Here is a 15,036-nt window from a genome sequence, read left to right as displayed (position 1 = left end):
CTACTTGCTCTTGCGGTTATTTCTTTTCTTAGGTTTAGCTGCTGGCTGCTCTGCCACTAATGGCATGTTACCAATTACTTCACCTTTGAAAATCCAAACTTTTACACCAATAGTACCATACGTTGTTTCACCACGCGCAATTGCGTAGTCGATATCAGCACGTAATGTATGTAAAGGCACACGACCTTCACGATACCATTCTGTACGAGCAATATCAGCGCCGCCTAAACGACCACTTACTTCAACTTTGATACCCTTAGCACCTAAACGCATTGCGTTTTGAACTGCGCGCTTCATCGCACGACGGAACATAACACGACGTTCTAATTGACTACCGATACTGTCAGCAACAAGCTGCGCATCCATTTCTGGCTTACGAACTTCAGCGATGTTGATTTGAGCAGGAACACCAGCAATTTTAGATACTTGTAAACGTAATTTTTCTACATCTTCGCCTTTCTTACCGATAACAACACCTGGACGAGCCGTGTGAATTGTTACGCGGATTGACTTAGCTGGACGTTCAATTACGATTTTTGATAATGATGCACGCTTAAGCTTTTCAGATAAATATGCACGAACCAAATGGTCACCGTGTAAGTTATCTGCAAAATCTTTATTACTTGCAAACCAAGTAGACGCGAAAGGTTTAGTGATACCTAAGCGAATACCATTTGGATGGACTTTTTGACCCATTCTAATATCTCCTAGCTATCAGCGACAATCACAGTAATGTGACTTGTACGCTTAAGGATACGATCCGCACGACCTTTCGCACGAGGTTTGATACGTTTCATTGTAGGACCATCGTCAACCATTATAGTTTTAACGAATAATTCATCAATGTCTGCACCTTCGTTGTGCTCTGCGTTTGCGATAGCTGAGTTTAAAACTTTTTTCACAAGATCAGCAGCTGATTTGTTGCTGAACTCAAGAACTTCTAAAGCTTTCTCAACGCTTAAGCCGCGGATTTGATCCACAACTAAACGTGCTTTCTGCGCAGAACCACGGGCAAATTTATGTTTAGCAATAGCTTCCATCTAACTTCCCCTTATCTTTTCGCTTTCTTATCAGCGACGTGGCCGCGATAAGTACGAGTTGGTGCAAATTCACCCAATTTGTGACCGATCATTTCTTCGGTTACAAATACAGGAACGTGTTGACGGCCATTATGGACAGCTATGGTCAATCCGATCATATTTGGTATGATCATTGAACGACGGGACCAAGTTTTAATTGGCTTTTTATTCCCGCTTTCCAGAGCTTTCTCTACCTTCGTCAACAAGTGCAGGTCGATAAATGGACCTTTCTTGAGAGAACGTGGCATGGTGATTCCTCTTAATTAATGAGTACTATTTTTTAGTACGATTACGCACGATAAATTTATCAGTACGCTTGTTGCTACGAGTCTTATAACCCTTAGTTGGTACACCCCAAGGAGATACCGGATGACGTCCGCCTGAAGATCTACCTTCACCACCACCGTGTGGATGGTCAACTGGGTTCATGGCAACACCACGAACAGTTGGGCGAACACCACGCCAACGAGATGCACCTGCTTTACCCAAAGAGCGTAGCATGTGTTCACCGTTACCGATTTCACCAAGAGTTGCACGACATTCTGCTTCTATCTTACGCGTTTCGCCTGAACGAAGACGTAAAGTGACATAAGCACCGTCTTTAGCAACTAACTGAGCATAAGCACCTGCCGCACGAGCGATTTGAGCACCTTTACCTGGTTTAAGTTCGATTGCATGCACAACACTACCTAATGGCGTGTTACGCAAAGTCATTGTATTACCTGCTTTAATTGGCGCATCAACACCAGACTGGATTACATCACCAGCTTTTAAGCCTTTAGGGGCTAAAATGTAGCGACGCTCACCGTCTGCATATAATACTAATGCAATATTAGCAGTACGGTTTGGATCATATTCCAAACGCTCTACTTTTGCAGGGATACCGTCTTTATTACGCTTAAAGTCAATCAAACGATAGTGTTGTTTATGACCACCACCAATATGACGAACGGTAATACGACCGTTGTTATTACGACCACCAGATTTAGATTTAGTATCTAACAATGGTGCGTAAGGCTTACCTTTGTGCAACTCAGGGGTAACCACTTTAACTAAGTGACGACGACCCGGAGAAGTTGGTTTACATTTTACTATAGCCATTTATCCCTCTCCTATGCTTCTGCGCCAACGAAGTCGATATCAGAACCTTCAGCAAGAGTAACGTACGCTTTTTTCCAGTCGCTTCTGCGACCAAAACGAGCACCTGTACGCTTTGTTTTACCCTTAACATTCAAGGTACGAACACCTTCAACTTTAACTTCGAAAAGTTTTTCAACAGCAGCTTTGATTTCAGCTTTTTTAGCATCAGTTGCTACTTTGAAAACAACTGTGTTGTTTGCTTCAGCAGCCATTGTGCTTTTCTCAGAAATGTTCGGTGCCAATAGCACTTTTAACAAACGTTCTTCGCTTATCATGCTAACATCTCCTCAATTTGCTTAACTGCAGAAGCAGTCATCAATACTTTTTCAAAACCTACTAAGCTAACTGGGTCAATACCCGCTACATCGCGAACATCAACTTTATAAAGGTTACGAGCAGATAAGAACAAGTTCTCATCAACTTCTGGAGTTACGATTAATACATCTTTTAACTCTAACCCTTTTAACTTAGCCACTAATTCTTTAGTTTTAGGCGTTTCAACTGCAAAATCATTTACCACTACTAAGCGTTCTTGACGAACTAACTCAGATAAAATGCTAGCTATAGCACCACGGTACATTTTACGGTTTACTTTTTGGCTGTGATCTTGAGGCTTAGCAGCGAATGTTACGCCACCAGATCTCCAAATTGGACCACGAGTTGTACCAGCACGCGCACGGCCAGTACCTTTTTGACGCCACGGTTTTGCACCACCGCCGCTTACTTCAGAACGAGTTTTCTGAGCACGCGTACCTTGACGAGCACCAGCTGCATATGCAACTACTACTTGGTGTACTAATGCTTCATTGAACTCACGTCCGAAAGTTGCTTCAGAAACTTCAAGAGCGCCTGACGCATCTTTTAATGCTAATTCCATCAAAATTCTCCTCAGACGTTAGGCTTTAACAGCTGGTTTAATGATTACGTTACCGTTGATTGCACCCGGAACCGCACCTTTGATAAGGAGCAAGTTACGTTCTGCGTCAACGCGAACCAATTCAAGGTTTTGTGTCGTTACACGAACAGCACCCATGTGACCAGACATTTTTTTGCCTTTAAATACGCGACCTGGTGTTTGACACTGACCGATCGAACCATTAGAACGATGCGATAGTGAGTTACCATGTGTCATATCTTGGGTACGGAAATTCCAACGTTTAATACCACCTTGGAAACCTTTACCTTTAGATGTGCCGGTTACGTCTACTAATTTTGTTTCGTTGAAAACTTCAACAGTAATTTCGCTACCTGTAGCTAATTCAGCACCTTCACCTTCCGTTAAACGGAATTCCCATAAACCGCGACCTGCTTCAACACCTGCTTTCGCAAAGTGGCCAGCTGCCGGCTTGTTTACTCGGTTTGCTTTTTTAGTACCAGTAGTTACTTGAATAGCTGAATAACCATCGTTGTCTACAGTTTTAACCTGAGCAACACGGTTGGCTTCAACTTCTAGGACTGTAACAGGAGTAGAAACACCATCTTCTGTGAAGATGCGAGTCATACCCACTTTACGTCCAACTAGACCTATAGTCATGTTAAAACTCCTATTAACCCAAGCTAATTTGAACGTCAACACCAGCTGCTAAGTCTAAGCGCATTAATGCGTCTACAGTCTTTTCAGTTGGTTCTACGATATCAATTAAACGCTTGTGAGTACGAATTTCGTACTGATCACGCGCATCTTTGTTAACGTGTGGTGAAGTCAAGATAGTGAAACGTTCTTTGCGAGTAGGAAGTGGAATTGGACCACGAACCTGAGCGCCTGTACGCTTAGCTGTATCTACGATTTCAGCTGTTGATTGATCAATCAAACGATGATCGAACGCTTTCAAACGAATGCGAATTCTTTGATTTGACATTAATCAAATCCCCATTTTATAAAGAACAACAAAATACAGCCCATCACCTTTTTATTGAAAAGGGGGGTGTATCGCTATAAACATTCAACCCCCAATCGGGGTTGCTGTATGACTAAATAAAGCAATGCATTATTTAGTATTTCCACAAGGCCTGAGCCAAACGTGGATGCGTATTATACATAACAGATAACAAATAACAAGCAATTAGATGGTAATTAATAGCAAGTTTGTCATAAGCTCTGCTATATATAGCAGAGCTATTTTCGTGTCGTTATTTACATAGTTACCCTCACAATGATTAGATCATGAAGTTTTTTACAACTCTAATAAAACCATAAACCATCACACATTAGTTACTTTAAAACAAACACTTAACGGAAAAATAACGTTCAGCAACCCCCTTTCACTCTGTACTTACCAACCGATAATTATTAATTTTAGGTGTAGGTTTAAAATAACTTCTGGTATACTCGCGCGCAAATTTTCAACAATTCATTTTTTAAAATAGAGTAACCTAATGGCAGATTTATCTAAATATAGAAACATTGGTATATTCGCTCACGTTGATGCTGGTAAGACAACGACAACTGAACGTATCCTAAAATTAACAGGCAAAATCCATAAAGCGGGCGAAACGCATGACGGTGAGTCAACAACTGACTTCATGGAGCAAGAAGCCGAGCGTGGTATTACTATCCAGTCTGCTGCTGTTACATGTGAATGGAAAGGACATCGTTTTAACGTAATTGACACTCCTGGCCACGTTGACTTCACTGTAGAAGTTTATCGTTCATTAAAAGTACTTGATGGTGGTATTGGTGTTTTCTGTGGTAGCGGTGGTGTTGAGCCTCAGTCAGAAACGAACTGGCGCTATGCAAACGATTCAAAAGTAGCGCGTTTAATTTTCGTTAACAAATTAGACCGTTTAGGCGCTAACTTTTACCGAGTTACTGATCAAGTTAAAAACGTATTAGGTGCTCATCCACTTATTATGACTTTACCTATTGGTGAAGAAGATGATTTCGTTGGTGTTGTCGACGTATTAACTCAAAAAGCTTATGTTTGGGACGATACTGGTATTCCTGAAAACTACGAAGTAACAGATATTCCAGCACATATGGTTGATGACGCTGCTTTATACCGTGAACAAATGATCGAAACAGCTTTAGAAGCTGACGAAGATTTATTAATGGAATATTTAGAAGGTGAACTTACACCGACTGAAGAGCAAATTAAAGCATGTATCCGTAAAGGTACCAACGAATTATTATTCTTTCCTACATACTGTGGTTCTGCATTTAAAAACAAAGGTATGCAGTTAGTACTTGATGCGGTTGTAGACTACTTACCATCACCGACAGAAGTTAAACCTCAACCATTAACTGATGAAGAAGGCGAGCCTACTGGTAAATTCGCTATTGTTGATGCAAAAGAAACCTTCAAAGCGTTGGCATTCAAGATTATGGATGACCGTTTTGGTGCATTAACTTTCGTACGTATCTACTCAGGTAAGTTGAAAAAAGGTGATACTATTCTGAACTCATTCACCGGTAAGACTGAACGTATTGGCCGTATGTGTGAAATGCAAGCGGAAGACCGTACTGAACTTACAGAAGCTCAAGCTGGTGATATTATTGCTATTGTTGGTATGAAAAACGTGCAAACAGGTCATACTTTATGTGATCCGAAAGACCCTTGTACATTAGAAGCAATGGTTTTCCCTGCACCAGTAATCTCAATTTCAGTAACACCTAAAGATAAAGGTGGCTCTGAGAAAATGGGTGTTGCAATTGGTAAAATGGTTGCAGAAGATCCAACTTTCCAAGTTGAGACTGATGAAGACTCAGGTGAAACTATCCTTAAAGGTATGGGTGAGCTTCACTTAGATATTAAAGTTGATATTCTTAAGCGTACTTACGGTGTTGACTTAATCGTTGGCAAGCCTCAAGTTGCTTATCGTGAAACTATTACTCAAGAAATTGAAGATTCTTACACGCATAAGAAACAATCTGGTGGTTCTGGTCAATTTGGTAAAATTGATTACCGTATCCGTCCAGGTGAGCCAAACTCAGGCTTTACATTTAAGTCAGTAGTTGTTGGTGGTAATGTTCCTAAAGAATTCTTCCCAGCTGTTGAGAAAGGTTTCAAGAGCATGATGGATACTGGTGTTTTAGCTGGCTTCCCTGTACTTGATGTTGAAGTTGAATTATTCGACGGTGGTTTCCACGCAGTTGACTCATCTGCTGTAGCATTCGAGATAGCTGCTAAAGGCGCTTTCCGTCAGTCAATTCCAAAAGCGGGCGCTCAGTTAATTGAACCAATCATGAAGGTTGATGTTTTCACACCTGAAGATCACGTTGGTGATGTAATTGGTGATTTAAACCGTCGTCGCGGCATGATCAAAGATCAAGAAGCGGGTACTACGGGTGTTCGAATTAAAGCAGACGTTCCTCTTTCAGAAATGTTTGGTTATATCGGATCATTACGTACGATGACATCAGGTCGTGGTCAGTTCTCTATGGAGTTCTCACACTACAACCCATGTCCGAACAACGTAGCTGAAGAAGTTATTGCAGAAGTAAAAGAGCGTAACGCTAAAAAATAAGCCTACCCTTTAATTACACTTATAAAGCCCTGCTATATATAGCAGGGCTTTTTTATTGGTACTTTTATTATCTATACAACTACTAACAAAATTGCTGTTCATCGCAATTAACATCCTGTTAGTCTCTTGCCATTTAACTTTACTCATAATAACAGTAGTATATAGCCAAATATTAAACTGAAGGTTGTGTAACTATGTTAAAACTAACTAAAACAGCATTAGCTATCGCTATGCTAGCATCAGCATCGGTTAGCTATGCTGAGAACTTTTCTTTTAAAACAAGTGTTGACGCAGAGTCAGATACTCTTGTCTTATTTCATGGTAAAGATGTAGCCAACGATACTTTTACTGCTTTCGATAAGAAAACAAATGGTCAATTAACCAAAGCCATGAAAGCAGGAGAATTTGAAGGTAAATATGCTCAATTTGTTACCGTTTTAGCACCGACTAACCTCGATTACCAACGCGTAGTAATAGTGGGTGTTGATGACAACGCACTAACAAAAGATAAAATCACAAAACTTGGTGGTAACCTATCAGCTCAATTAGAGCATGACAATGTTAATACAATTACTGTAGCAGCTGATGGTTTAGGCCAGAACAACGCACAAGCAACAGCACTGCTCGCTCATGGCATTAACCTGAGATCTTACCGTTTTGACAAATATCACAAAGAAAAACGCCAAACGAAAAGCTTTTTATTTGATGTTGATAATGGTCAACAGAGCCAAGAGGCATACACACCATTATCGCATATAGAAAGTGGGGTTTTTCTTGCTAGAGATCTAACGAGTGAAACGGCTACTGAATTGACACCAGTAGACTTTGCAAAAACAGCTAAAACACTAAAAAAACTTGGTGTAAAAATTAAAGTACTTTCACCTAAAGAACTTAAAAAGCTTGGCATGGGCGCACTTGAAGGTGTAGGACGAGGAAGTACCAGCGGATCTAGACTTGTTGTTGCACATTATGAAGGAAGTAAAGACGCACCAATTGCCATAGCTGGCAAAGGCATTACCTTCGATTCAGGTGGTTATAATATAAAAACTCATAGTTCTATTGCTCATATGAAGGTTGATATGGCAGGCGCAGCGGCTGCACTAGGTACCATTAAAGCACTTGCTTTAGGCAAAGCCAAAGTTAACGTTGTTGCCGTTATGGGTATGGCAGCAAATATGGTGTCAGAAAAGTCGGTAGCGCCTGGTGATGTACTTACAACAGCAGAAGGCCTTACTGTTGAAATAACTAACACTGATGCTGAAGGCCGCTTAGTACTTTCTGATGCTATGTGGTATGCAAGAACTAAATATAAGCCGCAAATATTAGTAGATGTAGCAACACTCACTGGCTCGAAAGTGCGTGCGGTTGGTAATGAATATGCCGCAATTTTTTCTGAAGATGATCAATTAGTTCAAGAGCTTACCTTTGCTGGCAAACAAGTGAATGAAAACCTGTGGCGCTTACCATTAGGCTATAAAGATAAACTTAAAAGCAACATAGCCGATCTAAGAAACACTGGCACAGGTGGTCCTGGTGCAACAACCGCAGCTAGCTTCTTACAGCACTTTGCTGGCGATGTACGTTGGGCGCACCTTGACATTGCAGGTAATGCTTTGGCTGACTCATCTAAAGGCGAAGTTCCTAAAGGTGGTACTGGTTACGGTGTTCGTTTATTAACGGAATGGATCCTCACCAACGCAAAATAAATATTAACGTATAATTAAATAAGCCGACTCGGTGTAAACTGAGTCGGTTTTTTATTTTTTAAGTTACCATTTAGCTAAGCAAACTATGAAGAACCAAATAATTCTTATAGGGGTTAGTATGAATGTTACTCCTATTATAATATTCTTGTGTTAGACTTGATAAAAACTTTTTTATGAAAACAATGACTAGCCAAGAACTTTTATCTAAAGCCCAAAAAGTATGTGCTAAACGCGGGGTGCGCTTTACCACAGCAAGAGAACAAGTATTTACCTTATTAGCTGAAAATGAGGGCGCTATCGGTGCATATGATTTACTAGATAAGCTAAAGTCTATCGATGCGGCTGCTAAGCCCGCCACTATTTATCGGGCCTTAGATTTTTTAAGTAAACAAGGTTTTGTTCATAAAATTGAATCAATTAATGCTTTTGTACTTTGCCATCATTTTAGTGATTGTAATCATCCTGTGCAGTTATTAATTTGTGATGCTTGTGGTCATGTAGAAGAAATTCAATCAAACCATTTAGACTTAGCTTTACGAACTATGGCGGATGCTAGTGGTTTTGCTATTACCCACCAGGTAGTAGAAGCGCATGGAAAATGTCAGAACTGCCAATAAAAGTGTACTGACTAACAAAATTACCGCTCAACATTTAATCTTGTTTTTTACTCTTTCTAGCGTAATTTTCTATAGTTTTTCATAACTTTTAGTTATTATTCGACATATAAACTGTGAGCCCGTAATTCCTTCAGCAATTAGGAACAATATGAAAATATCAATTCAAACCGCACTATTAGGCCTCTGTATATTTAGCATGGGTAATGTCGTTGCCAAAAGTAGTATCAGTGACGATAAGTTCCGCCAATTAGAAGAAGTACTTCCAACGCCTAATACATACCGTACCGCTTCGGGCGCACCAGGCCATCAATACTGGCAACAAGAAGTTAATTATAAAATTGATATTACTATTGATGATAAAACACAACGTTTAAGTGGCTCAGAAAACATCGAGTATATTAATAAGTCACCAGATACATTACGCTACTTATGGCTCCAACTCGACCAAAACCGCTTAAAAAATCAATCGTACACTAACCAAACAAAAACAGCACCAGGTAAAAAAATATCATTTAATGGTATGCGCGGTTTAGTAGAAGGCGACAAGTTTGACGGTGGATATAGCATAACTAAAGTTGTTGATAACAATAACAAGCCTATACCGTTCACTATCAACAACACAATGATGCGAATAGACCTACCTAAACCACTTCAATCTGGTGATAAAACAGTTTTCAATATTGAATGGAATTACCAGCTACACGAGCAAAAAGTACTCGGTGGTCGCTCAGGTTATGAATACTTTGAAGAAGACGATAACTACTTGTATGAAATAGCAAGCTGGTTTCCTCGCGCAGCCGCTTATTACGATGCAGTAGGTTGGCAAAACAAACAGTTTTTAGGTAACGGAGAGTTCGCTTTAGAGTTTGGTGACTATGAGGTAAACATTACTGTTCCCGCTGATCATATTGTCGCTTCAACAGGTGTACTACAAAACCCGAAAAAAGTATTAACTCATACGCAGAGAGAACGCTTAGCTAAAGCAAAAACGGCAAAAAAACCAGTGTTAATTGTAACGCCAGAAGAAGCATTAGCGAACGAAAAGTCTCGTTCAACCAAAACCAAAACATGGCAGTTTAGCGCTAAGAATGTACGCGACTTTGCCTTTGCTTCAAGTCGTAAGTTTATTTGGGACGCGCAAGGTTATAAAGAAGGCGGCACAGATACCATGGCAATGTCATTTTACCCTAATGAAGGTAATCCTTTATGGGAAAAATATTCTACTGAAGCCATTATTCATACCATGGAGCAATATAACAAGTATACATTTGCTTACCCATACCCGGTTTCTATTTCGGTAAATGGTCCGGTTGGTGGTATGGAATATCCAATGATCACTTTTAACGGTCCTCGGCCAACACTCGATAAAAAGACAGGAAAGAAAACCTACTCTCGTCGTACTAAATATGGCTTAGTTGGCGTTATTATTCACGAGGTAGGACATAACTACTTTCCCATGATAGTAAATTCAGATGAACGCCAATGGACTTGGATGGACGAAGGATTAAATACATTTTTACAATTTCTGGCAGAGCAAGCATGGGAAGAGAACTATCCTTCTCGACGTGGCCACGCTGCTAATATGACAACCTACATGAAAAGCAATAACCAAGTGCCAATTATGACTAACTCAGAGTCAATACTACAGTTTGGTAATAATGCTTATGGAAAACCAGCAACCGCATTGAATATATTGCGTGAAACAGTAATGGGCCGAGAATTATTTGACTTTGCTTTTAAAGAGTACGCTCAACGCTGGAAGTTTAAACGCCCTACACCTGCAGACTTCTTCCGCACAATGGAAGATGCTTCAGCAGTTGATCTTGATTGGTTCTGGCGCGGTTGGTTCTACACTACAGATCATGTGGATATTGAACTAGGGGATATACACCTATATCGTCCTAATAGTCAAAATCCTGATGTGGAAGAAGCTTGGGAACGTGCACTAGAAAATGAAAAACCCACATTTATTAGTGACTTACGTAATCAAGGTGCTTGGCTACGTACAACCGATAAACCAGAGTTATTAGATTTTTATAATGAACACGATCAATTTACCGCAACTAACGCTGATCGTAACTCTTACAATAGTAAGCACAAAAAACTTAAACAATGGGAAAAAGACCTATTGGTTGATGACCGAAATTTTTACATTATCGACTTCAATAATCTCGGTGGTCTAGTAATGCCAATTATTTTAGATATTACTTATGCTGACGGCGAAGTAGAGCATGTCCGTATTCCCGCAGAAATATGGCGTAAAAATACCAAATCGGTATCTAAGTTATTCATTCGCGATAAAGAGATTACCGCAATCGCTTTAGACCCTAACTGGGAAACAGCTGATGTTAATGTTAATAACAACTACTGGCCTGCTCGCCCAATCAAGTCTCGTTTTGAATTATATAAGCGTAAACAAGCAGATATGATGCGCGATTATAATGTTGAGCTTAAATCTACAGATGATTCTGATGAAGATAGCGCAAAGAAAAAGGAAAAAAGTAATTAGTGTTTACTAAATTTTTTAGCGGCATTTTGCTGCTACTCACATTGGCGAGCGGCTCTCAAGTCCTCGCCCACAAGTACTTCTTTGGATTAACTGAAATTTCAGTTAATCCTAGAACCAATACTCTCGAAGTGATTCATCAATTTACCGCTCATGATATAGAAAATACTATCGCAGAGTTATCGCAAGAGCACTTTTCGCCGGAGCATAAAAAGTATGAGAAATATATTCAATTATATTTCGAAAAACACTTCAAAATTATAGCCTCAGACAAAGTGCTTAAGCTAAACTGGGTTGGGATAGAAATTGTTAAAGGTAATATCTATGTTTATCAAGAAACACCTTTTAAAAACTTTTTATCTGGAATAGTGGTAAAAAATGAATTACTCGTCGATACTTATATCAAACAAGTAAATACTGTGAATTATCAAGATAATAAAATCAAAGGTAGTTTAACTTTTACCAATTCACATAAAATTGCTACTATTGATAACATTAATTAGTGGACAACGATTTACATTTACTAAATAAGTATGCAAAATCAGTTCACTAGTATTAACTTTAGGCTTTGGGAAACTTCATGAATGTAGAGTTTATTAACCCGTTTTTATCATCAATGCTCAATGTAATGTCGACCATGGCTCACATGGAACTTACACCAGAAAAACCTCGGTTAAAAAAGAATGAAGTTGCAGCAGGCGATGTATCGGGGCTGATTGGCATGGTAAGTGAGCAAACAAAAGGGTCACTCTCTATTACCTTTGATGGGCCTTTGGCGTTAGCAACAATGAAAGGCATGGTAGGTGAAGCCCCAGATGAGGTTAACGATGAAATAACCGATCTTGTTGGTGAAATTACTAACATGGTTACTGGTGGTGCTAAACGAATGCTAAGTGAGAAAGGGTTTGAGTTTGACATGGCAACCCCGATGGTAGTTTCAGGTAAGAATCATACAATTAAGCATAAAGCAGATGGGCCTATTGTTATCATTCCGTTAAGTTCTCCGCATGGCAAAGCTTATATAGAGTTTAGCTTCGATAAATAACCAGTAATTAATTCAATGCCAGGATCCTATTCTGGCTTTATTATTTAATACACCAGTATATTATGTGGTTTCAACGTGAGATAACACTTAAAGCACAAACGAGAGGCTTTCACCTTATCACAGATGAAGTCACTCACTGCCTACCCCAAATAAAAGCACTAGAATGTGGGCTTGTTCACTTATTTATTAAGCACTCTTCTGCATCGCTTACCATTAACGAAAATGCCGATCCTACCGTGCGTTCAGACCTAGAAGCTCACTTTAATCACTTTGTCCCCGAACGTGCACCTTATTATAAACACACTTATGAAGGTGATGACGATATGCCGGCCCATATTAAAGCAAGCACCATCGGGAGTAGCGTTACAATACCTATCACTAACGGCAAGCTTAACCTCGGCATTTGGCAAGGTATTTATTTAGGTGAGCACAGAGATAACGCTATTAGCAGAACTTTAGTAGCGACAATTCAAGGCTAATATTTATTACCCGTACTCATCAACCAGTGTCATTCATTTTTACAATAATATATTTCTCATTATTAATAACCAGAGTTCTGGATAAGCTAAGCACGTCAATGTCACGATTTTTGCGCGTATCTGCGTTAAATTTGCTACTAATAGCTCGCTATTAGGTACGCAAACTTGCCTTGATTCACTGAACACTTATAACATTGATATATAACTACATAAGCAATACGATTGTTCTATAATAAGCAATTGAAAAATATAACTTTATCTGTGTTGATCGTACATCCGTTATCCAGAACTCAGGTTAAATAAAATATTAACACATTGAAACATAGTAGTTTTTTATAGTAGGCACAGTTATTGCGTTTTTGTATATATGTATATAAAAGAGTGATCCGCTTCCTTAAATTTAAAAAGGAAAACTCATGACTATAACAGTATAAGGATTCAAAATAACAATGAAAACATTACTTAAATCAGCCCTTTTAATTGGCACAATGGTAGTTATACCTCAAGCAAGCGCTAGTTTGTTATATGATCAAAACGTTTCACCTGACGTTATTATGGGCTCTGGTGACCTGGTCAACTAAATTCAGTCACCTCAGTTAAGCAACCATTTCTAAGTCTTCTGTCGCCCGTTCAAAATCACTCGGACTTTGGTAACCCAGGTAAGAATGCAAACGACGACTGTTGTACCACATCGTTATGTAATTCAAGACATCTTGCTGTGCACCATAGCGTGTTTCATAGTTACGCCAATGAACTCGCTCTTGCTTCAAACTGCCAAAGAAGCTTTCAGCAACAGCATTATCCCAACAGCACCCCTTTTTGCTCATACTGCCAATAAAGCTATGGTCCTTTAATAACCGCCGATATTGGTGGCTTGCATATTGAACGCCTTGATCTGAATGCACGATTAACCCAGCCTTCGGCTGACGTTGCCAAATGGCCATGGTCAATGCATCACAAACCAGCTGAGCCTTCATTCTCGACCCCATACTCCAGCCCACGACTTTACGAGAGTATAAATCAATGACAACCGCTAAATATAACCAGCCTTCAGATGTCCAAATATAGCTGATGTCTTGCACCCAAACTTGGTTCGGTGCTGCTACGGTAAAATCTTGTTGAAGCTCATTGTCGTAAACGGGCTTATTATGATCACTATTCGTTGTTACTTTGTATTTCTTTTTATAGCGAACCCACACGCCCGCTTCTTTCATAAGCTTCGCTGTTTTTTGTCGACTTACAGGATAGCTAAGCGCATTAAGCACTTTTTGAATACGACGTTCGCCATAAGTATTATCGCTGAACTTTGCTATATCTTTGACCCAATCAAGCATTTCTTCATGCGTCGGATCTTCCTGTTTGTCGAGGTTACGTTTTTGATAACTATAATAATTATTGCTTTTAACACCCAGTACGTGGCACATGAGCACCACTGGCCAGATCTTCTTATGTAGGGCGATAAACGAATATTTTACTTCGTTTCTTTGGCAAAGAAGACCGTCGCTTTTTTTAACACTTCTCGCTCCATTTCGAGGCGTTTTACTTGTGCTTTTAACTGACGAATTTCTTCTTGCTCAGGTGTTAATTTACCGTTTCCTCTGAAAGCCTGACCATCATCATTTTCAGCTTCCTTGATCCACCGGCCAAGCATGTTGGGATTAATGCCCAAATTTCTCGAAGCTTCCGCCTGACTATAGTTTTGTTCAATAACTAATGCGATAGCATCGAGTTTAAATTCTTTAGAATACTTTTTACGTTTTGTCATGTTGATCTCCAGTTAAGTTTATTATCTCTTAACTGGGGTAGTCGAATCCATTAAACCACGTCATGGTGTTAGCAATGGCTCTTTCACCATAGATCAATACACCTTAACAGACGGGCAAGGTATCCTTGAAAATATTGAATTAGGACTACGTGCTAAGTTACGCCACGACCCTGCTAATGGTTTCGCACCTCAAAACACTTATAACAGTAATGGTGATGGTTCATATAGCTTCAAT

17 protein-coding genes are annotated in these 15,036 nt (G+C 39.6%); 8 read left to right on the top strand and 9 right to left on the bottom strand.

The features are described from left to right. From rpsC to rpsJ, 8 genes are read right to left on the bottom strand one after another with little or no spacing between them, the layout of a single operon-like run. Window positions 1-696 carry a 30S ribosomal protein S3 gene (gene rpsC, locus QUD79_RS02055; RefSeq protein WP_184425259.1) on the bottom strand — a complete coding sequence of 232 codons (696 nt, stop codon included), beginning with the start codon at window positions 694-696 and terminating at the stop codon, window positions 1-3. 11 nt (window positions 697-707) lie between these two features. Beyond that, on the bottom strand, window positions 708-1,040 hold the full coding sequence (gene rplV / locus QUD79_RS02050) for a 50S ribosomal protein L22 (RefSeq protein WP_184425257.1): 333 nt from the start codon (window positions 1,038-1,040) through the stop codon (window positions 708-710). 11 nt (window positions 1,041-1,051) lie between these two features. After that, a complete protein-coding gene (rpsS, locus tag QUD79_RS02045; RefSeq protein ID WP_184425255.1) occupies window positions 1,052-1,327 on the bottom strand; it encodes a 30S ribosomal protein S19 in 276 nt (91 codons plus the stop codon). A 25-nt stretch (window positions 1,328-1,352) separates the two neighbouring features. Next, a complete protein-coding gene (gene rplB / locus QUD79_RS02040; protein ID WP_184425253.1) occupies window positions 1,353-2,180 on the bottom strand; it encodes a 50S ribosomal protein L2 in 828 nt (275 codons plus the stop codon). Between the two features lie 11 nt (window positions 2,181-2,191). After that, window positions 2,192-2,494, bottom strand: coding sequence for a 50S ribosomal protein L23 (rplW, locus tag QUD79_RS02035; protein WP_184425251.1), 303 nt, complete (start codon window positions 2,492-2,494; stop codon window positions 2,192-2,194). After that, a complete protein-coding gene (rplD, locus tag QUD79_RS02030; protein WP_184425249.1) occupies window positions 2,491-3,096 on the bottom strand; it encodes a 50S ribosomal protein L4 in 606 nt (201 codons plus the stop codon). Before rplD ends, rplW begins: the two co-directional genes overlap by 4 nt. Before the next feature lie 18 nt (window positions 3,097-3,114). Continuing rightward, the gene (gene rplC / locus QUD79_RS02025) at window positions 3,115-3,753 is read right to left on the bottom strand and encodes a 50S ribosomal protein L3 (RefSeq protein WP_184425247.1); all 639 of its coding nucleotides are present in this window, start codon (window positions 3,751-3,753) and stop codon (window positions 3,115-3,117) included. 13 nt (window positions 3,754-3,766) lie between these two features. Continuing rightward, window positions 3,767-4,078 carry a 30S ribosomal protein S10 gene (gene rpsJ / locus QUD79_RS02020; RefSeq protein WP_019026497.1) on the bottom strand — a complete coding sequence of 104 codons (312 nt, stop codon included), beginning with the start codon at window positions 4,076-4,078 and terminating at the stop codon, window positions 3,767-3,769. A gap of 517 nt (window positions 4,079-4,595) precedes the next feature. Here rpsJ and fusA point away from each other — a divergent pair. From fusA to QUD79_RS01980, 8 genes are all read left to right on the top strand, one after another. Continuing rightward, the gene (gene fusA, locus QUD79_RS02015; protein ID WP_184425245.1) at window positions 4,596-6,683 is read left to right on the top strand and encodes an elongation factor G; all 2,088 of its coding nucleotides are present in this window, start codon (window positions 4,596-4,598) and stop codon (window positions 6,681-6,683) included. 194 nt (window positions 6,684-6,877) lie between these two features. Further along, window positions 6,878-8,389, top strand: coding sequence for a leucyl aminopeptidase (locus tag QUD79_RS02010; RefSeq protein WP_184425243.1), 1,512 nt, complete (start codon window positions 6,878-6,880; stop codon window positions 8,387-8,389). A gap of 182 nt (window positions 8,390-8,571) precedes the next feature. After that, window positions 8,572-9,006: a zinc uptake transcriptional repressor Zur gene (gene zur, locus QUD79_RS02005; protein WP_184425357.1), complete on the top strand. Its 435-nt coding sequence runs from the start codon at window positions 8,572-8,574 to the stop codon at window positions 9,004-9,006. A 148-nt stretch (window positions 9,007-9,154) separates the two neighbouring features. Beyond that, window positions 9,155-11,515: a M1 family metallopeptidase gene (locus QUD79_RS02000; protein ID WP_184425241.1), complete on the top strand. Its 2,361-nt coding sequence runs from the start codon at window positions 9,155-9,157 to the stop codon at window positions 11,513-11,515. Beyond that, window positions 11,515-12,015 carry a DUF6702 family protein gene (locus QUD79_RS01995; RefSeq protein ID WP_184425239.1) on the top strand — a complete coding sequence of 167 codons (501 nt, stop codon included), beginning with the start codon at window positions 11,515-11,517 and terminating at the stop codon, window positions 12,013-12,015. Before QUD79_RS02000 ends, QUD79_RS01995 begins: the two co-directional genes overlap by 1 nt. Window positions 12,016-12,092: 77 nt before the next feature. Then, entirely contained in the window at window positions 12,093-12,557 is a 465-nt protein-coding gene (locus tag QUD79_RS01990; protein ID WP_184425237.1) for a chemotaxis protein CheX, read from the top strand. Window positions 12,558-12,616: 59 nt separating this feature from the next. Next, window positions 12,617-13,036: a secondary thiamine-phosphate synthase enzyme YjbQ gene (locus QUD79_RS01985; RefSeq protein ID WP_385957481.1), complete on the top strand. Its 420-nt coding sequence runs from the start codon at window positions 12,617-12,619 to the stop codon at window positions 13,034-13,036. A 449-nt stretch (window positions 13,037-13,485) separates the two neighbouring features. Further along, window positions 13,486-13,617 (top strand): hypothetical protein, encoded by a 132-nt coding sequence (locus tag QUD79_RS01980; RefSeq protein ID WP_281401852.1) that lies wholly within the window; start codon window positions 13,486-13,488, stop codon window positions 13,615-13,617. Window positions 13,618-13,632: 15 nt separating this feature from the next. Here the strand turns inward: QUD79_RS01980 and QUD79_RS01975 are convergent. After that, window positions 13,633-14,801, bottom strand: a protein-coding gene (locus QUD79_RS01975; protein ID WP_425506909.1) for an IS3 family transposase whose coding sequence is annotated in 2 segments (ribosomal slippage) — window positions 13,633-14,552 and window positions 14,552-14,801 — 1,170 coding nt in all. Because the reading frame shifts where the segments join, the coding sequence is not laid out codon by codon here. Between the last annotated feature and the right edge of the window lie 235 nt (window positions 14,802-15,036).

This window comes from Thalassotalea piscium, from assembly GCF_030295935.1.
In the GTDB taxonomy this organism is placed as follows: Bacteria; Pseudomonadota; Gammaproteobacteria; order Enterobacterales; family Alteromonadaceae; genus Thalassotalea_B; species Thalassotalea_B piscium.
This window is presented reverse-complemented; position numbering and strand designations above follow the sequence as displayed.